General features: G+C 72.7%; 16 protein-coding genes. 9 read left to right on the top strand and 7 right to left on the bottom strand.

Annotated elements, in window-relative coordinates; genetic code table 11:
* Positions 1 to 437: 437 nt before the first annotated feature.
* Both helR and ACZ3UD_RS27065 read left to right on the top strand, forming a co-directional pair.
* Entirely contained in the window at positions 438 to 2,597 is a 2,160-nt protein-coding gene (gene helR / locus ACZ3UD_RS27070) for an RNA polymerase recycling motor ATPase HelR (RefSeq protein WP_465592892.1), read from the top strand.
* A gap of 133 nt (positions 2,598 to 2,730) precedes the next feature.
* On the top strand, positions 2,731 to 3,030 hold the full coding sequence (locus ACZ3UD_RS27065) for a DUF6087 family protein (RefSeq protein WP_465592889.1): 300 nt from the start codon (positions 2,731 to 2,733) through the stop codon (positions 3,028 to 3,030).
* Between the two features lie 171 nt (positions 3,031 to 3,201).
* On the opposite strand, the gene dapD is transcribed toward ACZ3UD_RS27065, so the two are convergent.
* On the bottom strand, positions 3,202 to 4,191 hold the full coding sequence (gene dapD, locus ACZ3UD_RS27060; RefSeq protein WP_465592886.1) for a 2,3,4,5-tetrahydropyridine-2,6-dicarboxylate N-succinyltransferase: 990 nt from the start codon (positions 4,189 to 4,191) through the stop codon (positions 3,202 to 3,204).
* 140 nt (positions 4,192 to 4,331) lie between these two features.
* Between dapD and ACZ3UD_RS27055 the strand changes: the two genes are divergently transcribed.
* The 3 genes from ACZ3UD_RS27055 to argF all read left to right on the top strand — a co-directional run bounded on the left by ACZ3UD_RS27055 (position 4,332) and on the right by argF (position 9,895).
* A complete protein-coding gene (locus ACZ3UD_RS27055; RefSeq protein WP_465592883.1) occupies positions 4,332 to 6,041 on the top strand; it encodes a 3' terminal RNA ribose 2'-O-methyltransferase Hen1 in 1,710 nt (569 codons plus the stop codon).
* On the top strand, positions 6,038 to 8,734 hold the full coding sequence (locus ACZ3UD_RS27050) for a polynucleotide kinase-phosphatase (protein ID WP_465592880.1): 2,697 nt from the start codon (positions 6,038 to 6,040) through the stop codon (positions 8,732 to 8,734). Before ACZ3UD_RS27055 ends, ACZ3UD_RS27050 begins: the two co-directional genes overlap by 4 nt.
* A gap of 159 nt (positions 8,735 to 8,893) precedes the next feature.
* The gene (gene argF / locus ACZ3UD_RS27045) at positions 8,894 to 9,895 is read left to right on the top strand and encodes an ornithine carbamoyltransferase (protein ID WP_465592877.1); all 1,002 of its coding nucleotides are present in this window, start codon (positions 8,894 to 8,896) and stop codon (positions 9,893 to 9,895) included.
* Positions 9,896 to 9,930: 35 nt separating this feature from the next.
* On the opposite strand, the gene ACZ3UD_RS27040 is transcribed toward argF, so the two are convergent.
* The 5 genes from ACZ3UD_RS27040 to ACZ3UD_RS27020 all read right to left on the bottom strand — a co-directional run bounded on the left by ACZ3UD_RS27040 (position 9,931) and on the right by ACZ3UD_RS27020 (position 13,120).
* A complete protein-coding gene (locus ACZ3UD_RS27040) occupies positions 9,931 to 10,464 on the bottom strand; it encodes a superoxide dismutase family protein (protein ID WP_465592874.1) in 534 nt (177 codons plus the stop codon).
* A 136-nt stretch (positions 10,465 to 10,600) separates the two neighbouring features.
* On the bottom strand, positions 10,601 to 11,008 hold the full coding sequence (locus tag ACZ3UD_RS27035; protein WP_465592867.1) for a type II toxin-antitoxin system VapC family toxin: 408 nt from the start codon (positions 11,006 to 11,008) through the stop codon (positions 10,601 to 10,603).
* A gap of 51 nt (positions 11,009 to 11,059) precedes the next feature.
* Positions 11,060 to 12,094, bottom strand: a complete 1,035-nt coding sequence (locus ACZ3UD_RS27030; RefSeq protein ID WP_465592863.1) for a hypothetical protein — start codon at positions 12,092 to 12,094, stop codon at positions 11,060 to 11,062.
* Positions 12,095 to 12,133: 39 nt separating this feature from the next.
* The gene (locus ACZ3UD_RS27025; protein WP_465592860.1) at positions 12,134 to 12,658 is read right to left on the bottom strand and encodes a SigE family RNA polymerase sigma factor; all 525 of its coding nucleotides are present in this window, start codon (positions 12,656 to 12,658) and stop codon (positions 12,134 to 12,136) included.
* A gap of 114 nt (positions 12,659 to 12,772) precedes the next feature.
* Complete coding sequence (locus ACZ3UD_RS27020) at positions 12,773 to 13,120, bottom strand: hypothetical protein (protein WP_465592857.1); 348 nt, start codon at positions 13,118 to 13,120, stop codon at positions 12,773 to 12,775.
* 30 nt (positions 13,121 to 13,150) lie between these two features.
* Between ACZ3UD_RS27020 and ACZ3UD_RS27015 the strand changes: the two genes are divergently transcribed.
* The 3 genes from ACZ3UD_RS27015 (at position 13,151) to acnA (ending at position 16,544) form a co-directional block, all read left to right on the top strand.
* A complete protein-coding gene (locus tag ACZ3UD_RS27015) occupies positions 13,151 to 13,519 on the top strand; it encodes a hypothetical protein (RefSeq protein ID WP_465592854.1) in 369 nt (122 codons plus the stop codon).
* The gene (locus ACZ3UD_RS27010) at positions 13,516 to 13,674 is read left to right on the top strand and encodes a hypothetical protein (RefSeq protein ID WP_380613705.1); all 159 of its coding nucleotides are present in this window, start codon (positions 13,516 to 13,518) and stop codon (positions 13,672 to 13,674) included. The genes ACZ3UD_RS27015 and ACZ3UD_RS27010 overlap by 4 nt, the downstream gene beginning before the upstream one ends.
* 224 nt (positions 13,675 to 13,898) lie before the next feature.
* The gene (gene acnA, locus ACZ3UD_RS27005; protein WP_465592851.1) at positions 13,899 to 16,544 is read left to right on the top strand and encodes an aconitate hydratase AcnA; all 2,646 of its coding nucleotides are present in this window, start codon (positions 13,899 to 13,901) and stop codon (positions 16,542 to 16,544) included.
* Between the two features lie 179 nt (positions 16,545 to 16,723).
* Here the strand turns inward: acnA and pepN are convergent, their stop codons facing one another.
* Positions 16,724 to 19,366: an aminopeptidase N gene (gene pepN / locus ACZ3UD_RS27000; RefSeq protein ID WP_465592848.1), complete on the bottom strand. Its 2,643-nt coding sequence runs from the start codon at positions 19,364 to 19,366 to the stop codon at positions 16,724 to 16,726.
* Positions 19,367 to 19,601: 235 nt separating this feature from the next.
* On the opposite strand from pepN, the gene ACZ3UD_RS26995 reads away from it, so the two are divergent.
* A complete protein-coding gene (locus ACZ3UD_RS26995; protein WP_465592845.1) occupies positions 19,602 to 20,234 on the top strand; it encodes a mycothiol-dependent nitroreductase Rv2466c family protein in 633 nt (210 codons plus the stop codon).
* Positions 20,235 to 20,265: the final 31 nt, after the last annotated feature.

Below are 20,265 nucleotides of genomic sequence, written 5' to 3'. Positions count from 1 at the left end.
GTCGCGGGCCCGGCTGTGGCGCCGGTGGCCGAGCCCGTCGGGCTGCTCGGGAGCTGCGGCGGGGCAGAGGGTTCGGACATGACGGGACCTTTTCGGATCGGTGGTGCGGTGTGCCGCAGCGACCAACGAACCGTTCCGGCGGGCGGTCACCGCGTACCACCCGATGCGGTCCAACTCCGGTACGCCGTAGGCCTCTCGGGTGAGCCGGGGTTGCCGCGGCGGCGCGGCCTCGGCTAGGGGCCGGGCCGACGGCGGAGCTCAGGGCGCGACGGGAGGGACGGCGAAAGGAGTCGAGAGCGACTGCCAAAGGAGTGGGAGGAAGAGGGAAAGGGGGAGAACCCACCCCTTGCCACTCTCAACATATAGCGCACCGGGGGTCTTGCGGCAAGGCCCCGGTGATGGCGCAGAATCGCTGACCTCAGATCGGAGCTGATGCCATGAATCCCCTGACCACCAGTGCTTTCGACCTTCCCGAGCGCCTTTCCGCCAAGGCCGACCCGGCGCTGATCGCGGGCGACGAGCGGCACTTCGCGGACATCGCGGAGAGCCTGGAGCGGGCGATCGCCGAACTGTCCGACCAACTCGACGCGGTGCGCCGGGCTCCGGGCGGTGCCGGGCAGGCGGCGATGGACCGGGACATCGAGGTCCACCGGCTGAGCGGCCGACTGCGCGCCCTGCGCCGCTACGGCCTGGACCTGTGCCTCGGGCGCGTCGTCGCCGCGGACGACGAGGAGCCGGTGTACATCGGCCGGTTCGGGCTCACCGACAGCGAGGGCCGCCGGCTGCTGGTCGACTGGCGCTCGCCCGCGGCCGAGCCGTTCTTCGCGGCCACCCACGCCGACCCGATGGGTCTGGTGAGCCGCCGCCGGTACCGCTGGACCCGCGGGCGGATCGCCGACTACTGGGACGAGGTGTTCACCGCCGACGGCCTGGAGGGGCACGCCGCGCTGGACGACCAGTCCGCCTTCATCGCCAGCCTGGGCACCAACCGCTCGGCCCGGATGCGGGACGTGCTCGGCACCATCCAGGCCGACCAGGACGCCATCATCCGGGCCGGCTCGCGCGGCGCCCTGGTGGTCGACGGCGGCCCCGGTACCGGCAAGACCGTCGTCGCGCTGCACCGCTCCGCCTACCTCCTGTACTCCGACCCCCGCCTCGGCCACCGGCGCGGCGGCGTGCTGTTCGTCGGCCCGCACCAGCCGTACCTGGCCTATGTCGCCGACGTCCTGCCCAGCCTCGGCGAGGAGGGCGTGCGGACCTGCACCGTGCGGGACTTGCTCCCCGAGGGCGCGGGTGCGGCGCCGGAGGCCGACCCGGAGGTGGCCCGGCTGAAGTCCTCCGTCGACATGGTGAAGGCGATCGAGAAGGCCGTCCGGTTCTACGAGGAGCCGCCCACCGAGGGGATGGTGGTCACCACCTACTGGTCCGACCTCTGGCTGAGCGCCGAGGACTGGGTCGAGGCCTTCGACGCCCCGGACCCGGGCACCCCACACAACGAGGCGCGCGAGCAGATCTGGGACGAGCTGGTCTCGATCCTGATGGACAAGCTGGAGCAGGACGAGGAGGAGGTCTCGCCCGAGCTGTTCCGGCGCTCGCTGCGGCAGGACCGGGAGCTGGTCGAGACGCTGAACCGCGCCTGGCCGCTGCTCGACGCGACCGACCTGGTCGGCGACCTCTGGTCGGTGCCCGCCTACCTGCGGATGTGCGCGCCCCACCTCGCCCCCGAGGAGGTCCGCGCGCTCCAGCGCAAGCACGCCCCGCAGGCCTGGACGGTCTCCGACCTGCCGCTCCTGGACGCGGCCCGCCAGCGGCTCGGGGACCGCGAGGCCACCCTGCGCCGGAACCGCCACCAGGCCTCGGTGGCCGCCGAGCGGGCGCGGATGGCCGACGTGATCGGCGACCTGCTCCAGGCCGACGACGACGGCGAGGGCGCGGTGACCATGCTGCGCGGCCGAGACCTCCAGGACACCCTGATCGACGAGGCCGCGCTGCCCGGCGCCGACGCGGAGCCGCTGGCCGGCCCGTTCGCGCACATCGTCGTGGACGAGGCCCAGGAACTCACCGACGCGGAGTGGCAGATGCTGCTGCTGCGCTGCCCGTCCCGGAGCTTCACCATCGTCGGGGACCGCGCCCAGGCCAGGCACGGCTTCACCGAGTCCTGGCAGGAGCGGCTCGAGCGGGTCGGGCTCGACCGCACCGTCCTGGCCTCGCTGAGCATCAACTACCGGACGCCGGAGGAGGTCATGGCGGAGGCCGAGCCGGCCATCCGGGCGGCCCTGCCGGACGCCAACGTGCCGACCTCGGTGCGCAGCAGCGGCATCCCGGTCAGGCACGGGGCGGTGGCGGAGCTGGACGCGGTGCTCGACACCTGGCTCGCCGAGCACGCCGAAGGGGTCGCCTGCGTCATCGGCGCCCCGGGCTTCCGGGAGCGGCCGAGGGTCCGTTCGCTCACCCCGCAGCTGGCCAAGGGCCTCGAATTCGACCTGGTCGTCCTGGTCGACCCGGAGGCGTTCGGCGAGGGCGTCGAAGGGGCGGTCGACCGCTACGTCGCGATGACCAGGGCGACCCAGCAGCTCGCCGTCCTGAGGAGCCGCTGATGGCGCGGTAGATCGCGGTAGATCGCGGTGAATACCGGGAGGGAGCGGAGAGCTTCGGGCGCCGGGGCCGGTGCGTCCCCCGGTCGAGTGACGAGGGTGCCGATCAACGGGGTGAGGAGGCCAGACTGGGACGATGGACGAGGACGAACCGCTGGCGTCGTGGGCCGCGAGGCGGGAGCAACGGCTGCGGCCGGTCGGGCAGTTGAGGGCCGTACGGCTCGCGGACGAGCAGCAGCGGGGCGCCCACGTGGCGCCGGACGAGCCGCGGCTGATCGTGCGGTGGGACGGCTACCAATGGCTGGCGGAGACGGTGGCCGAGGACTACGCCGCCGCCCAGCGGATCCTGAACGGGATCGAGGGCGACGGGGTGCGGCGGCCGCCCTACTCGGCGCCGCGGCAGCGGAAGGCGCCGGGGCGCCACCGTCGGCCGTAGGGCGCGGCGGCGGTCGGGTGCTCGGCGTGCCGGGCTCGGGCTCGGCGAGCGCCGGGTGCGGCGGGCGTGTCCGGTGCCGCGCGCACCGGGGCCGTACCGGCCACAACCCCGTAGAACGCCGAAGGGGCCCGGCGCATCCAGCACCGGACCCCGAGGGCCACTGCCCGAAGGTCAGTTGTGGGCGTGCAGGTCCGCGTTCAGACCGCCCCAGGAGCCGGAGCGGGCGATGACCTCGACCGCGCCGGTCTGCGAGTTGCGGCGGAACAGCAGGTTGTCCTGGCCGGACAGCTCGACGGCCTTGGCCACCGCGCCGTCCGGGGTGGTGACCCGGGTGCCGGCGGTGACGTACAGGCCGGCCTCGACCACGCAGTCGCTGCCCAGCGAGATGCCGATGCCCGCGTTGGCGCCGAGCAGGCAGCGCTCGCCGACCGAGACGACCTGCTTGCCGCCGCCGGACAGGGTGCCCATGATCGAGGCGCCGCCGCCGATGTCGCTGTGGTCGCCGACCACGACGCCCGCGCTGATCCGGCCCTCGACCATCGAGGTGCCGAGGGTGCCGGCGTTGAAGTTGACGAAGCCCTCGTGCATCACGGTGGTGCCGGACGCCAGGTGCGCGCCGAGCCGGACGCGGTCGGCGTGGGCGATGCGCACACCGGTCGGGGCGACGTAGTCGGTCATCCGCGGGAACTTGTCGATCCCGTAGACGGCCAGCTGGCCGCCCTGGGCGCGGACGGCGAGGCGGGCGTGCTCGACCTTGTCCACCGGGACGGGGCCGATGCTGGTCCACGCGACGTTGGCGAGCAGACCGAAGATGCCGTCCAGGTTCTGGCCGTGCGGCTTGACCAGGCGGTGGCTGAGCAGGTGCAGGCGCAGGTACACGTCGTGGGTGTCGAGCGGCTTCTCGTCCAGCGAGGCGATGGTGGTGCGCACGGCGACCACCTCGACGCCCCGGCGGGCGTCGGCGCGCAGCGCGTCGGCGGCGCCGGCGCCGAGCTCGGCCTCGGCCTGCTCGGCGGTCAGGCGGACGGTGCCGGCCGGGCCGGGCTCGGAGGCCAGGACGGGGGCGGGGAACCAGGTGTCGAGCACGGTGCCGTCGGCGGAGATGGTGGCCAGACCGGTGGCCACGGCGCCGTTCGGAAGGGAGGTGGATTCAGCAGTCACACCGTGCACGTTAACCAATACGGCGCCCCACTGCCGAACACGCCCACCGTGCGGACGTGCCGGGCGCAGCCGCAGGCCGCCGGGCCGTGCGGAGGGAAATCCCGGTGCTCGGAGGCCGTGTGCTGGGCATACTTCGGCGGGTGTTCATGTCGATCTCCACCACCGGCAGCGCCGAGGTCCCGGCCACGGATCTCGGGTTCCTGCTGCACAAGCATCCCGGCAAGGTCCAGCGGTTCACGACGTCGCACGGCGAGGCCCACGTCTTCTACCCCGAGGCGAGGGACGAGGTCTGCACGGCGGCGCTGCTACTGGACATCGACCCGATCGCCCTCGTCCGCAAGGGTCGGGGCAACGGCAAGAGCCGCGGCGGCTCGCCCGACTTCGCCCTCGCGCAGTACGTCAACGACCGCCCGTACGCCGCGTCCTCGCTGCTCGCGGTGGCGCTGCGGACGGTGTTCCGGTCCGCGATGAGGGGCGCCTGCCCGGCCCGCCCCGAACTTCCGAGGCAGGCCCGCCCGCTGCGGATCGAGCTGCCCGCCGTGCCCGCGAACAGCCCGGGCGAGGGCGGCGGCCCGGCCATGGTGGCCCGGCTGTTCGAACCGCTGGGCTGGCGGGTCGAGGCGACGGCGATCCCGCTGGACGAGGCCTTCCCGGAGTGGGGCGAGTCCCGCTACGTGCGGATCGCGCTCTCCTCGGAGTCCGTACGGCTCGCCGACGCGCTTCAGCAGCTGTACGTGCTGCTGCCGGTGCTGGACGGCGCCAAGCACTACTGGGTCGCCCCGGACGAGGTGGACAAGCTGCTCGCCGCCGGCGAGGGCTGGCTGGCCGCCCACCCGGAGCGCGCCCTGATCGCCCGCCGCTACCTGTCCCGGCGCTGGTCGCTGACCCGGGCGGCGATGGAGTGCTTGGAGCTGGCCCGGCTGGCCGAGGCGGACGACCGCGAGGTCGAGGAGATCGACAACGCGGTCGACGACCGGCCGGAGGAGGAGAGCACCGGAACCACCGACGCCACCCAGACCACCGACGCCACCCAGACCACCGACACCACCCAGACTGCCCGGACCACCGAGACCGCCCGGACCACCGAGACCGCCGAGAACAGCGAGCGACGGGAGCCCCGGCTGCCCTCCCTCGCCGAGCAGCGCCGTGCCGCGGTCCTTGCCGCCCTGGGTGAGACCGGCGCGGCCCGGGTCGCCGACCTCGGCTGCGGCCAGGGCGAGCTGATCGGCGAGCTGCTGAAGGACGCCCGGTTCACCGACATCCTCGGCGTGGACGTCTCCGCGCGGGCGCTGCGGGCGGCGAACCGCAAGCTGCGCCTGGAACGCCTGCCCGAGCGGCAGGCGGCCCGGGTGACGCTGGCACAGGGCGCGCTGACCTACACCGACGCCCGGCTGAAGGGCTACGACGCGGCGGTGCTGTGTGAGGTGATCGAACACCTGGACCTGCCGCGGCTGCCCGCCCTGGAGTACGCGGTGTTCGGCGCCGCCCGCCCGAAGGCCGTCGTGGTCACCACGCCCAACGTGGAGTACAACGTCCGCTGGGAGAGCCTCCCGGCGGGCAGCGTCCGGCACGCAGACCACCGTTTCGAGTGGTCCCGCGCCGAGTTCCGCGCCTGGGCCGAGAAGGTCGCGGCCGCGTACGGCTACACGGTCGAGCTGCGCCCGGTCGGCCCCGAGGACGAGGAGGTCGGCGCCCCGACCCAACTCGCCCTGTTCCGCTCCGGCTCCGGTACCGGCCGGACCACCACGGCCGCCACCACCACGGCCGCCACCACCACGGCCACCAACGCCACGACGACCATCACCACGGCCATCAACACCACGACGCCCGAAGGAGGCGGACCTCGATGACCAACGACGAAACCGGGAGCACCACCACCCCCCGCCGCCTCCCCGTCACCGACGTCTCCCTCGTCGTCCTGATCGGCACCAGCGGCGCGGGCAAGTCCAGCTTCGCCCGCCGCCACTTCCTGCCCACCCAGGTGGTCTCCTCCGACTTCTGCCGCGGCCTGGTCGCCGACGACGAGAACGACCAGTCAGCCTCCGCCGAGGCCTTCGACCTCCTGCACTACATCGTCGGCAAGCGCCTCGCGGCCGGCCGCCTCACCGTCGTGGACGCCACCAACGTCCAGCCGGAGGCCCGTAAGCAGCTGGTCAGGATCGCCCGCGAGCACGACGTGCTGCCGATCGCGATCGTGCTGGACGTCCCGCCCGGCGTGTGCGCCGAGCGCAACCGCTCCCGCCCGGACCGCCAGCTGGCCGCCCACGTCGTCCCGCGGCAGAACCGCGAGCTGCGCCGTTCGCTGCGCGACCTGGAGCGCGAGGGCTTCCGCAAGGTGCACATCCTACGTGGTGAGGCCGAGGTGGCGGCCGCCGAGATCGAGCTGGAGAAGCGCTACAACGACCTGCGCCACCTCACCGGCCCGTTCGACATCGTCGGCGACATCCACGGCTGCCGCTCCGAGCTGGAGACCCTGCTCACCCGCCTCGGCTACACCCTCACCCGGGACGCCGAGGGCCGCCCGGTGGACGCGGCCCACCCCGCGGGCCGCACCGCCGTCTTCGTCGGCGACCTGGTCGACCGTGGCCCCGACACCCCGGGCGTGCTGCGCCTGGTGATGGGGATGGTGGCGGCCGGTCACGCGATCTGTGTGCCCGGCAACCACGAGAACAAGCTCGGCCGGGCGATGGACGGCAAGAAGGTCACCGTCTCGCACGGCCTCCAGGAGTCGCTGGACCAGCTGGCCGGGGAGAGCGAGGAGTTCCGGGCCGAGGTGCGCGCCTTCATGCGCGGCCTGGTCAGCCACTACCTGCTGGACGGCGGCGCCCTGGTGGTCTGTCACGCCGGCCTGCCGGAGAAGTACCACGGCCGCAACTCCGGCCGGGTCCGCTCGCATGCCCTGTACGGGGAGACCACCGGCGAGACCGACGAGTACGGCCTGCCGGTGCGCTACCCCTGGGCCGAGGAGTACCGGGGCCGGGCGCTGGTGGTCTACGGCCACACCCCGGTGCCGAGCGCGAGCTTCGTCAACAACACCATCTGCCTGGACACCGGCTGCGTCTTCGGCGGCAGCCTGACCGCGCTGCGCTACCCCGAGCGCGAGCTGGTGAGCGTCGAGGCCGAGCAGGAGTGGTACGCGCCGGTGCGTCCGCTGCTCACCGACGCGCCGGGCGCCCGCGAGGGCCGTCCGCTGGACCTCGCCGACGTGGCCGGACGCCGGACCGTGGAGACCGGCCTGCACGGGCGGGTCGCCGTCCGGGAGGAGAACGCGGTGGCCGCGCTGGAGGTGATGAGCCGCTTCGCGCTGGACCCGAGGCTGCTCACCTACCTGCCGCCGACCATGGCGCCGAGCCCGACCTCCCGCCGGGACGGCTACCTGGAGCACCCGGAGGAGGCCTTCCTCGCCTACCGTGCGGACGGTGTCCGGCACCTGGTCTGCGAGGAGAAGCACATGGGTTCGCGCGCGGTGCTGCTGGTCGCCCGGGACGACGCCGCGCTGGAGCGGCGCTTCGGGGTGGCGGGGCCGGGTGCGATCTGGACCCGGACCGGCCGGGCCTTCCTCAACGACGGGGAGCTGACCGGAGCCGTGCTCGGGCGGGTCCGCGAGGCCGCCGAACGCGCCGGGCTGTTCGAGGAGTTGGGCACCGACTGGCTGCTGCTGGACGCCGAGCTGATGCCCTGGTCACTGAAGGCGGTGGAGCTGCTGCGCCGTCAGTACGCGGCGGTCGGCGCGGCGGCCGGAGCCGCCCTGCCCGAGGTGCTGTCCGCGCTGGAGCGGGCCGCCGGGCGCGGGCTGGACCTCGCGGAGCTGACCGATCGCCAGCGCCGACGCGCCGCCGACGCGGCGGCGTTCACCGAGGCCTACCGACGCTACTGCTGGCCGACAGAGGGGCTGTCGGGCATCCGGCTCGCGCCGTTCCAGCTGCTGGCCGCCGAGGGGGCGAACCTCGCGGTGCGCCCGCACGACGAGCACCTGGCCTGGATCGACCGCCTGGTGGACGCCGACGAGCGGAACGCCGGCGCCGGGAACGCGGCCGCAGACACCACCGACGCAGGCACCACCGCCGCCGGCACCACCGACGCAGGCACCACCGCCGCCGGGAACGCGGCCGGGAAGGAGCCGATGCTGCACCGCACCGGCCGAGTCCTGGTGGACACCGAGGACGAGGCCTCGATGGCCGCCGCCACAGCCTGGTGGGAGGAGCTGACCGGCGCGGGCGGTGAGGGCATGGTGGTCAAGCCGCTGGCCTCGGTGGCGCGGACGGTGCGCGGCGAGGGCCGTCCGGGCGGGCTGGTGCAGCCGGGTGTGAAGGTGCGCGGCCGGGAGTACCTGCGGATCATCTACGGCCCGGACTACACCAGGCACCTGGACCGGCTGCGCCAGCGCTCGCTGGGCCACAAGCGCTCGCTGGCGCTGCGCGAGTACGCGCTGGGCCTGGAGGCGCTGGACCGGCTGGCGGCCGGTGAGCCGCTGTGGCGGGTGCACGAGCCGGTGTTCGCGGTGCTGGCGCTGGAGTCCGAGCCGGTCGATCCGCGCCTGTAGCGGGGGCGGCAGGCCGGCGGCGAGGACCTCCGGAGCGGCCGGCGAAGGGGGAGTCCGACCCCGGGCTCCCCCTTCGTTCACCGCCATTCTGTATAGAAATTCCACTTATCGTATACACTTGCCAGCTTCCCCGTAGTCCCGTCACCCCAGGAGCCCGGTATGGCCTTCAACCTCCGGAACAGGCACTTCCTCAAGGAGCTCGACTTCACGCCCCAGGAGTTCCGCTTCCTGGTGGACCTCGCCGCCGGGCTCAAGGCGGCCAAGTATGCGGGCACCGAGCAGCCCCGGCTACGCGGCAAGAACATCGCGCTGATCTTCGAGAAGACCTCCACCCGCACCCGCTGCGCCTTCGAGGTCGCCGCCCACGACCAGGGCGCCACCACCACCTACCTGGACCCGGCCGGCTCGCAGATCGGTCACAAGGAGTCGGTGAAGGACACCGCCCGGGTGCTGGGCCGGATGTTCGACGGGATCGAGTACCGCGGCCACGGCCAGGAGATCGTCGAGGAGCTGGCCGAGTACGCCGGCGTCCCGGTCTGGAACGGCCTGACCGACGAGTGGCACCCCACCCAGATGCTGGCCGACGTGCTCACCGTCACCGAGCACACCGCCAAGCCGCTCACCGAGGTCGCCCTCGCCTACCTGGGCGACGCCCGCTCCAACATGGGCAACTCGCTGCTGGTGACCGGCGCTCTGCTCGGCATGGACATCCGGATCGTCGCGCCGCGCGCCCTCTGGCCGACCGAGGACGTGCGCAAGGCCGCCCAGCAGCTGGCCGAGGAGACCGGCGCGCGGATCATCCTGACCGAGGACGTGGCCGAGGGCGTGGCCGGCGCCGACTTTCTCTACACCGACGTCTGGGTGTCGATGGGCGAGCCCAAGGAGGTCTGGGCAGAGCGGATCGAGCTGCTCAAGCCGTACCAGGTGTCGATGGACACCGTCCGGGCGACCGGCAACCCGGACGTGAAGTTCTTGCACTGCCTGCCCGCGTTCCACGACCTCGGCACCGTGGTCGGACGGCAGATGTACGAGGTGACCGGCATGACCGAGCTGGAGTGCACCGACGAGCTGTTCGAGTCGGCGCACTCCATCGTGTTCGACCAGGCCGAGAACCGCCTGCACACCATCAAGGCGGTCCTGGTCGCCACCCTGGGCTCCTGAGCGAACGGTCCGGCTGTCCCCCGGGAGCCGACCGGCTACTTCTCCAGCCGGACGCAGGCCACCCGGTCGCCCGCCGCGTGCGGCCCGGCCGGGGTGCCCGCGTGCAGCACCAGCGAGCGCGCCTCGCCCGGCCGCGGCTGCCAGTCCACCGCGGCCGAGGCGGTGTCCCCGCCCCGCTCGTCGGTGCGCAGCACCAGCCGCAGCTCGTTGCGGTCGTTGGCGTACGCCGGGTCGGTGGACGGCTGCACCGGGTCGACCACGTCCTGGTAGTGCGGGCCGGAGGCGGCCGGGTCCGCCCCGCAGCCGCCGGTGTGCAGGTGCACCGGGAACTCGTGGCCGGGGGCGAGCCCGGCCACCGTCAGGGTGACCACCGTCCGCCCGGGCACCGAGCGGTCGGTGACCATCCGGGCGTGCGAGCCGTACGGCACCAGGTCGTCCGCGTAGCTGATCGCGGCCGGCGGGACGAAGGCGGTCGCCGGGTCGAAGTGGGCTTCCAGGACGGAGACCGGCGAGGCGGCGGGGGCGAGCAGGGCCAGCGGCAGCAGGGCGGCGGCGAACGGAGCGGGCATCGGGACTGGCCTTCCACGGGCAGGGCGACGGTCACCCTGCTAACGCGGCCGGAGCACCGAGGACACCGTCAGTCCGCCTCGCGCCTGGCGCTGAGGACACCCTGAGCCCGCCTCGCGCCTCGCGCCGAGGGCACCCTCAGTCCGCGTCCCGCCGGATCCCCCGGATCTCGCAGCGCGGCCCGCTGGCCCGCATCAGCCGCAGGTCTGCGGTGACCAGCGGCACCCCGTACTGCTCGGCGACCGCGACGTACGCGGCGTCGTCAGGCGTGAGGTTGTCCTTGAGCTCCCAGATCCGGCCGAGCAGCGGCGCCACTTCGACCTTGCGGATCCTCACCGCCGCGAGTTCCCCGGTGAGTTCGGCGACCCGCTCGGCGGTCAGCTCCTTGGCCAGGTAGAGCCCGCGCAGCGACTGCATCACCTCGATGACGATGTGCTCGGGCGCCAACCACTCGCCGTCGGAGGCGAGTTCGGCCCGGGCCCGGGCCCCGCGCGGGCCCTGGTCGGCGAGCGCCAGCACCAGCGCGGATGCGTCCACCACGATCATCGCCGACCCCCTCTGCCAGTCACCACACCGGCCACCGTACCCGGCGGGCCCTCAGCCGGTGGAGCCGGGCTTCGGGGTCGCGGAGCCGGACGGCGCGGTGCGCCCCGGAGTGTCGTCGTGGAACGGCCGGATCGTCTGCTCGGCCTGCTTCGCCTGCTCGGGGGTGATCCACTGCTGCAGGTCGGCGGACATCGCGGCGGCCTTCAACTGGTCGAGGCTGAGTGGCAGCCCGTCCCGGACCACCTGGACCTTGGCGTGCTCGGCGACCTCTGCCGTGTTGATGGCGCTGACCGTCACCCTGGCCTGGTCGGGCCGCAGCACGCTGACCTCGCGCGAGAGGACGTCGCCCACCACCCGTTCGACGAGCAGCAGCCGGCCGCCGCCCGGGAGCACGCTGTCGGAGCAGTAGCGGAACTGGTTGCCGTGGTTCAGCGCGTCACAGCTGAACAGGCCGTCCAGGCCGGGGCGGGAGCTGGGGTCGAGGTGGGTGCCGAGGTTCCCCTCGATCATGATCCGGACGTCGGCCGGGCCGGCGCCGTCGTCGTAGAGCGTGCTGGCCATGACCAGGACGCTTCCGGGGTCCTCGGCGTTCGCCTTGATCAGGGCGGAGTGGCCGGAGTAGCCGGAGGTCCGTCCGTCCGAGGGCAGCGCCCGGGTCAGGACGGACAGCGCGGCGCGGCCGGTCAGGGCGACCTTGCCGGCGTGGGGGCCGCTGCCCGGCAGCGGCGGCTCGGTGGTGTCGTCCGTCCGCTGGAGCGGCTGCGGGAACCGCCGGCTGGGGGTCGGCGCGGGGGAGGAGGTGGCGCTCGGGGAGGCGGTGGCGCTCGGGGAGGCGGTGGCGGAGGAAGCGGCGACTGCGGCCGCACCCCCGTCCCCGCCGTCCGTCCGCAGGGCGACCGTGCCCCCGACGGCCAGCGCGGCCACCGCGGTCACGGCGACGGCCGTCGTCAGCCGGCGCCGGCGCCGGATCGAGCGGCCCTGTGCGGCCGCGCCGGCGACCAGCGGGCCCAGGTCCAGGCCGACGCCGTCCATCGCCTGTTCGAAGGTGGTGGACAGCTTCCGGCCGTCCGCGTCCGGTTCGTTCATGGTCGGGTTCCTTTCAGATACCTGGTGGGGGGACACGCCTCAGGAGCGGGTGAGCTGCTCGGCCGCGTCCGGGCCGAGGACCGTGCGCAGCCGGCCGAGGGCGCGCAGGGCCTGGCTGCGCACCGCCCCGGTGCTCAGGCCGAGTTCGGCGGCGGTCTCCTCGACGCTGCGGTCCTCCCAGTAGCGCAGGACGAGTACGGCCCGGTCCCGGGGCTGAAGTTCGGCGAGGGCGGTGAGCAGGGTGACGCGCAGTGCCGGGTCGCCCTCGGGGGAGACGCCCTCCGGCAGTTCGCCGAGGGCCGGTCGTTCGCCGGTGCGGCGCAGCCGGCGGTGGGAGAGGTAGGAGCGGACGAGTGTGCTGCGGGCGTACGCGTCCTGGTTCTCGGCCCGGCGGACCTTGGACCAGGAGGCGTAGAGCTTGGCCAGGGTGACCTGGGTGAGGTCCTCGGCGAGGTGCCAGTCGCCGCACAGCAGTACGGCGGTGCGGAAGAGTCGCTGCCCCCGGCTGTGCGCGAAGCTCTCGAACTCCGCGCTCTCCTCGGCCCGTCGCGTCTTCCTGATCACTGCTGTCCCCTCGAACCCGGTGATGTGGTGGGCTCCGCACCATCTGCGCACGGCGCGCCCTCTGCGCACGGCTAGACGCCCGAACCCGGAGACCGCGTTACGGGCCGTCGGCGGTCAGATCCCGAGCAGCAGCCCCGCCAGCAGCGAGGCCGCGTTGGCGGTGAGGGAGGCGATCCAGGACAGCGGGGCGCGCGGGCGCAGTCCGGTGATCGGGCACAGCAGCAGTGCCTCGACCACGACGACCGACGTCTCGCTGAGCGCGAAGCCCGTCCAGTGCGCTGCGGCGGGCCCGTCGGTCCAGTGCCGGAGGGTCCACCAGAGCAGCGGATGCGTCACCAGGTTGACCAGCACGCCGGCTGCGGCGGCCCGCGCCGGGCGCACCCGCCCGATCCGGGTGAGGGCGGCGGTGTAGACGGGCGTCTCGGTCAGCAGGGTGAGGGCGAGGGCCACCGGGTAGCGCACGGCGGGGATGGTGCCACGGGGAGGGGGAGCATGGCGACCACGGGGATCCGAGCGGGCACCGGAGTCGGCCCCTGGCCCGCGCCCGGCCCGACGGCCCGGCTGTCCGCCGCGCCGTTCGCGGGCTTCGCGCTGTCGGCCGTACTGGCGCTGGCGCTGGCCCTGCGCGCGCCGACCGGTCTGGCGGTGCTGGGTCTGGCCGCCTTCGGCCTGCTGCACAGCGTGCTGGAACTGCGCTACGTGGCCGCGCTGCTGGCCCTGTTGTTCGCCGTGGATTACGCCCAGGGGCGCTCGGTGTACGCGGCGCTGGCCGGTTACCACGCCTATCTGGAGTTCCCCGTGCTGCTGATGTCGGTCCTGGGCCTGGGCGCGGACCAGGCGGATGAGGAGGAGAAGGAATGAGCACGATGACCCTGCTGGCGGACATCGCCCCCTCGCCGACCGGCGGCTCCGGTGGTGAGCTGGTGGTGGTGCTGTTGGTGGCGGCCGCCGTCGTGGCGGGAGCGGTCTGGCTGATCCGGCTGGAGCGCAAGCGCCGCGGCCCGGACGGCCGGTGACCTGCGCCGTCGTACCCCGGGGCATGCCTGCGGTGGTGATGGCGGCGGCATGCACTATGGTTTATCTCGACATCGAGATAACTGCCCCTTACGATATATCTCGACATCAAGATACTTGCCGAGAGGCGCTCGCCGCCGATGCGGGCAAGGTCAGCCTAAGTAAGGCTGACCTTACCACCGCGTGACGGCCGGATTAAGCACGAAGCACCCAGAAGGAGTCAGTCGTGTCCGCGAACAGCTTCGACGCCCGCAGCTCGCTGCAGGTGGGCGACGAGTCGTACGAGATCTTCAAGCTCTCCGCCGTCGAGGGTTCCGAGCGGCTGCCTTACAGCCTCAAGGTGCTGCTGGAGAACCTGCTCCGCACGGAGGACGGCGCGAACATCACCGCCGACCACATCCGCGCCCTCGGCAACTGGGACGCTGACGCCCAGCCGAGCCAGGAGATCCAGTTCACCCCGGCCCGCGTGATCATGCAGGACTTCACCGGTGTGCCGTGCGTGGTCGACCTCGCCACCATGCGTGAGGCCGTCAAGGAGCTGGGCGGCGACCCGGCCAAGATCAACCCGCTGGCCCCGGCCGAGCTGGTCATCGACCACTCCGTCATCGCCGACAAGTTCGGCACCAAGGACGCCTTCACCCAGAACGTCGAGATCGAGTACGGCCGCAACAAGGAGCGCTACCAGTTCCTGCGCTGGGGCCAGACCGCCTTCGACGAGTTCAAGGTCGTCCCGCCGGGCACCGGCATCGTCCACCAGGTGAACATCGAGCACCTGGCCCGCACCGTCATGGTCCGCGGCGGCCAGGCCTACCCGGACACCTGCGTCGGCACCGACTCGCACACCACCATGGTCAACGGCCTGGGCGTGCTGGGCTGGGGCGTCGGCGGCATCGAGGCCGAGGCCGCGATGCTGGGCCAGCCGGTCTCCATGCTGATCCCGCGCGTGGTCGGCTTCAAGCTGACCGGCCAGCTGCCGGCCGGCACCACCGCCACCGACCTGGTGCTCACCATCACCGAGATGCTGCGCAAGCACGGTGTGGTCGGCAAGTTCGTCGAGTTCTACGGCGACGGCATCGGCGCCATCCCGCTGGCCAACCGCGCCACCATCGGCAACATGTCGCCGGAGTTCGGCTCGACCTGCGCGATCTTCCCGATCGACGCCGAGACCATCAACTACCTGAAGCTCACCGGCCGCGACGAGCAGCAGCTCGCCCTGGTCGAGGCGTACGCCAAGGAGCAGGGCCTCTGGCACGACCCGTCGGCCGAGCCGGTCTACTCCGAGTACCTGGAGCTGGACGTCTCCACCGTCGTCCCGTCGATCTCCGGCCCGAAGCGCCCGCAGGACCGCGTGATCCTGGCCGAGGCCGCCCAGAAGTTCGCCGAGACGCTGCCGACCTACTCCGCCGAGGCCTCGAAGCCGACCGCCGTCACCGCCCCCGACGGCTCGACCTACGAGATCGACAACGGCGCGGTCGTGATCGCCTCGATCACCTCCTGCACCAACACCTCCAACCCCTCCGTCATGCTGGGCGCCGCCCTGCTGGCGAAGAAGGCCGTGGAGCGGGGCCTGCAGGTCAAGCCCTGGGTCAAGACCACCCTGGCGCCGGGCTCCAAGGTCGTCATGGACTACTACGAGAAGGCCGGCCTGCTCCCGTACATGGAGAAGCTGGGCTTCAACCTGGTCGGCTACGGCTGCGTCACCTGCATCGGCAACTCGGGCCCGCTGCCCGAGGAGGTCTCGGCCGCCGTCAACGAGTCCGACCTCGCGGTCGTCTCGGTGCTCTCCGGCAACCGCAACTTCGAGGGCCGGATCAACCCCGACGTCAAGATGAACTACCTGGCCTCCCCGCCGCTGGTGGTCGCCTACGCCCTCGCCGGCAACATGAACGTCGACATCACCAAGGACGCCCTGGGCAAGGACGCCGACGGCAACGACGTCTTCCTCGCCGACATCTGGCCGTCGGAGCAGGAGGTCGCCGACGTCGTCGCGAGCTCCATCGACCAGGACATGTTCGACAAGGGCTACCAGGACGTCTTCGCCGGTGACTACCGCTGGCAGTCGCTCCCGGTCCCGACCGGCAACACCTTCGAGTGGGACGCCGAGTCCACCTACGTCCGCAAGCCCCCGTACTTCGAGGGCATGGCCAAGACCCCGAGCCCGGTGACCGACATCGCCGACGCCCGCGTCCTGGCCAAGCTGGGCGACTCGGTCACCACCGACCACATCTCCCCGGCCGGCAACATCAAGCCGGGCACCCCGGCGGCGCAGTACCTGACCGCCAACGGCGTCGAGAAGCGTGACTTCAACTCCTACGGCTCGCGCCGTGGCAACCACGAGGTCATGATCCGCGGCACCTTCGCCAACATCCGTCTGCGCAACCAGATCGCGCCGGGCACGGAGGGCGGCTACACCCGCGACTTCACCCAGGCCGACGGCCCGGTGTCGTTCATCTACGACGCCTCGCAGAACTACCAGGCCGCCGGCACCCCGCTGGTCGTCCTGGCCGGCAAGGAGTACGGCTCCGGCTCGTCCCGCGACTGGGCCGCCAAGGGCACCGCGCTGCTCGGCGTCAAGGCCGTCATCGCCGAGTCCTACGAGCGCATCCACCGCTCGAACCTGATCGGCATGGGCGTCCTGCCGCTGCAGTTCCCGGAGGGCGAGAACGCCGACTCCCTCGGCCTGACCGGCGAGGAGACCTTCTCCATCACCGGCGTGACCGAGCTCAACGAGGGCCGTACCCCCAAGACCGTCAAGGTCAAGGCCGGTGAGAAGGAGTTCGACGCGGTCGTCCGCATCGACACCCCCGGTGAGGCGGACTACTACCGCAACGGCGGCATCCTGCAGTACGTGCTGCGCTCGCTCATCGGCTGATCAGGCACAGCGGCTGAGCCTGAGCGACTCAGGGAGGCCGGACCGCACCCGCGGTCCGGCCTCCTCGCGCTTTCCTCGCCTGCGAAGGGGCCGGCGACGCTGACCGAGCGGAGTCGACGCTGCCGTGGTCCACACCGAAGGGCCCGCCCGAGCACGGCGGGCCCTCGGGCACCCGTGGATCAGGCGCGGTCGCAGGCCTGCGCCCGCAGCGCGCGGGCCAGGTCGTCCCGGCGCTCCAGCACCAGGCGGCGCAGCGCCGGCGCCGCCTGCGGGTGGCCGGACAGCCAGGCGTCGGCCTCGGCCAGGGTCTGCTCGTCGGTCTGGGCGATCGGGAAGAAGCCGCCGACGATCCGCATCGCGATCTCGATGGTCCGCTCGGCCCAGACCTTCTCCAGCAGCTTGAAGTACGGCGCCGCGTAGAGGACGGTCAGGTCGCGCTGGGCCGGGATCGAGAAGCCCGCGGTGTTGGCCTCGACCAGGGCGCTCGGCAGCTCGTCCGAGTCGAGCACGGCCGACCAGGCGGCGGCCTTGGCCTCCGGGGTGGGCCGGGCGGCCAGGCACTGGGTGTACTGGCGCTTGCCGCCCGCGGTGTTGTCGGCGGCCAGCTCCTCGGCCAGCTCCTCGTCGGCGGCCTGCCCGGCGGCGGCCAGCGCCAGCCACAGCGACCAGCGCAGCTCCTGGTCGACCTCCAGCCCGTCGATCCTGGCGCTGCCGGTCAGCAGGCCACGGACCAGGCCGAGGTGCTCGGCGCCGCCCGCGGTCTGGGCCAGGAAGCGGGCCCAGGCCAGCTGGTGGTCGCTGCCGGGGACGGCCTCGCGCAGCTCGCGCAGGGCGCCGTCAGCGAGCTGCCGGGCACCCTCGGCGCGCCACTCGGGGGCGGCGTACAGGTCGACGGCGGTCTTGGCCTGGGCGTGCAGCGACTGCAGCACGCCGATGTTGCCCTCCTGGCCGGCGAAGCGCAGCACCAGGGCGACGTAGTCGCGGGCCGGCATCAGGCCGTCCCGGGTGAGGTTCCAGACGGCGGACCAGGCGAGCGCGCGGGCCAGCTCGTCGCGGATGTCGCCGAGGCCGGTGCGCAGGACCTCCAGCGAGTCGGAGTCGAAGCGGATCTTGCAGTACGTCAGGTCCTCGTCGTTGAGCAGGACCAGGGCCGGGCGCGGGCGGCCGGCCGCCTCGGTGACGACCGTACGGGCGCCGGTGACGTCCAGCTCGATCCGCTCGGTGCGCACCAGGGCGCCGTCGGCGTCACGGTCGTACAGGCCGACCGCGATCCGGTGCGGGCGCAGTACGTCGCCGTCCTGGAGCACGGCCAGCTCGGTGATCCGGCCCTCGGCGTCGGTGGTGACCTGCGGGGTGAGCGCGTTGACCCCGGCGGTCTGCAGCCAGGCGGCGGCCCAGCTCTTCAGGTCGCGTCCGCTGGTCTCCTCCAGCACGTCCAGCAGGTCGGCCAGTTCGGTGTTGCCGAAGGCGTGCCGCTTGAAGTAGCGGCGGGCGCCCTCGAAGAAGGCCTCCGAACCGACGTACGCGACCAGCTGCTTGAGGACGGAGGCGCCCTTGGCGTAGGTGATGCCGTCGAAGTTGAGCTTGGCGTCCTCGAGGTCGCGGATGTCGGCGGTGATCGGGTGGGTGGTGGGGAACTGGTCCTGGCGGTAGGCCCAGGCCTTGCGCTGGTTGGCGAAGGTGACCCAGGCGGAGGAGTACCGGGTGCGGGCGCCGATCAGGCCGTAGGAGCCCATGAAGTCGGCGAAGGACTCCTTCAGCCACAGGTCGTCCCACCAGCGCGGGGTGACCAGGTCGCCGAACCACATGTGCGCCATCTCGTGCAGGACGACGTTGGCGCGGGCCTCGTAGGCGGCGTCGGTGACCTTCGAGCGGAAGACGAACTCCTCCTTGAAGGTCACGCAGCCCGGGTTCTCCATCGCACCGATGTTGTACTCGGGGACAAAGGCCTGGTCGTACTTGCCGAAGGGGTACGGGAAGTCGAACTCCTCGTGGAAGAAGTCGAGTCCGAGCTTGGTGACGCCGAGGATCTCCTCCGCGTCGAAGTACGGCGCGAGCGACTTGCGGCACATCGCGGAGAGCGGGATCTCCAGGGTGGTGCCGTCGGCGAGTTCGCGGCTGTAGTGGTCGCGGGCGACGTGGTACGGGCCGGCCACCACGGCGGTGAGGTAGGTGGGGATCGGCTTGGTCGGCGCGAACTCCCAGGTGCGGGCGGCGCCTTCCTCGGCCGCGCTCCTTCCTTGCCCGCCCTCGGGCTGGGGGTACCTCCCGGCCGCCGGGCTGGGGGAGAGGGGCCCAGTCGCGCTGACGCGCTCGTGCACGGCGTTGGACCACACGTCCCAGGCTGCCGGGGCGGTCACCGTGAAGCTGAACGGGGCCTTCAGGTCTGGCTGTTCGAAGTTCGCGAACACCCGGCGGGCGTCGGCCGGCTCGTAGTGGGTGTAGAGGTAGGTCTCGCCGTCCGCCGGGTCGACGAAGCGGTGCAGGCCCTCGCCGGTGCGGCTGTAGGCGCAGTCGGCCTCGACGGTGAGGACGTTCTCCGAGGCCAGGTCGTCGACGTGCACCCGGGCGCCGTCGTAGGCGGTCGCCGGGTCCAGGGCGCGGCCGTTGAGGGTGATCGAGCGGACGGCCGGGGCGAGCAGGTCGAGGAAGGTGGCGGCGCCGGGCTGGGAGCAGCGGAAGGCGACGGTGGTGGTGGAGCGGAAGGTGGCGGCGGCCGGGTCGGGGGCCGAGGTCACGTCCAGCCGGACCCGGTAGCCGTCCACGGCCAGGATGCCGGCTCGCTGCTGTGCTTCGTCGCGGCTCAGGTTCTTGCCCGGCACGGCGGTACTCCTTTGTCCGGCTCGCACGGTGGTGCGTCTGTGGATGTCCCGTGCGCGGTGTGCGCCGCGCACGCACGGGCATCCTTTCACGCCAGCCCTGGCCAGTACCATTGCACAGGCCGTCGGGTCGGGGCCGGAATCACCGGCGCCGGACGGGTGTTGGGGCTGGGTGGGGCCCTGCTGGTACGGATGGGGGCCCCGCCGCCTCGGATCACCGCACGAAGGACGAGACCCAGTGACGACTGCCGCTGAGCGCAAGACCGCCGACTTCTGGTTCGACCCGGCCTGCCCGTGGGCGTGGATGACGTCCCGCTGGCTGATCGAGGTCCAGCAGCTGCGCCCGGTCGACGTGAACTGGCACGTGATGAGCCTGTCGGTGCTCAACGAGCACCGCGACCTGCCGCAGGAGTACCGCGAGCTGCTGGACAACGCCTGGGGCGCGGTGCGGGTCTGCATCGCGGCCGCCCAGCAGCACGGCGAGGAGGTGCTGGGCCGGCTCTACACCGAGCTGGGCCTGCGCTTCCACAACCAGGGCCTGCCGCAGAACCGGGAGACCGTCCAGGCCGCCCTGGTGGCCGCCGGCCTGCCCGCCGAGCTGGCGGACGCGGCCGACACCGACGCGTACGACGAGGCCCTGCGCGCCTCGCACAAGGAGGGCATCACCCTGGTCGGCGAGGACGTCGGCACCCCGGTGATCGCGGTCGAGGGCGCGGACGGCGAGCGGGTGGCCTTCTTCGGCCCGGTCGTCACCCCGGCCCCGAAGGGCGAGGCCGCGGCCCGGCTCTGGGACGGCACCCTGCTGGTGGCCTCCACCCCGGGCTTCTACGAGATCAAGCGCACCCGTACGGCGGGCCCGTCCTTCGAGTAGGTCCGTCCGGCACGTGGAAGGGCCCGGTACC

The organism is Kitasatospora sp. NPDC023118 (genome assembly GCF_055560875.1).
Note: the sequence above shows the minus strand (reverse complement) of the source record. Positions and strands in the feature narration are given on the sequence as shown.

What these genes read in the sequence shown, in the direction of transcription:
- ACZ3UD_RS27010 (WP_380613705.1), top strand. Translation starts at nt 13,516, where the DNA reads ATGAGCACGATGACCCTGCTGGCGGACATCGCCCCCTCGCCGACCGGC.
- ACZ3UD_RS27040 (WP_465592874.1), bottom strand. Translation starts at nt 10,464, where the DNA reads ATGCCCGCTCCGTTCGCCGCCGCCCTGCTGCCGCTGGCCCTGCTCGCC.
- helR (WP_465592892.1), top strand. Translation starts at nt 438, where the DNA reads ATGAATCCCCTGACCACCAGTGCTTTCGACCTTCCCGAGCGCCTTTCC.
- ACZ3UD_RS27035 (WP_465592867.1), bottom strand. Translation starts at nt 11,008, where the DNA reads ATGATCGTGGTGGACGCATCCGCGCTGGTGCTGGCGCTCGCCGACCAG.
- ACZ3UD_RS27030 (WP_465592863.1), bottom strand. Translation starts at nt 12,094, where the DNA reads ATGAACGAACCGGACGCGGACGGCCGGAAGCTGTCCACCACCTTCGAA.
- ACZ3UD_RS27065 (WP_465592889.1), top strand. Translation starts at nt 2,731, where the DNA reads ATGGACGAGGACGAACCGCTGGCGTCGTGGGCCGCGAGGCGGGAGCAA.
- argF (WP_465592877.1), top strand. Translation starts at nt 8,894, where the DNA reads ATGGCCTTCAACCTCCGGAACAGGCACTTCCTCAAGGAGCTCGACTTC.
- ACZ3UD_RS27015 (WP_465592854.1), top strand. Translation starts at nt 13,151, where the DNA reads ATGGCGACCACGGGGATCCGAGCGGGCACCGGAGTCGGCCCCTGGCCC.
- ACZ3UD_RS27050 (WP_465592880.1), top strand. Translation starts at nt 6,038, where the DNA reads ATGACCAACGACGAAACCGGGAGCACCACCACCCCCCGCCGCCTCCCC.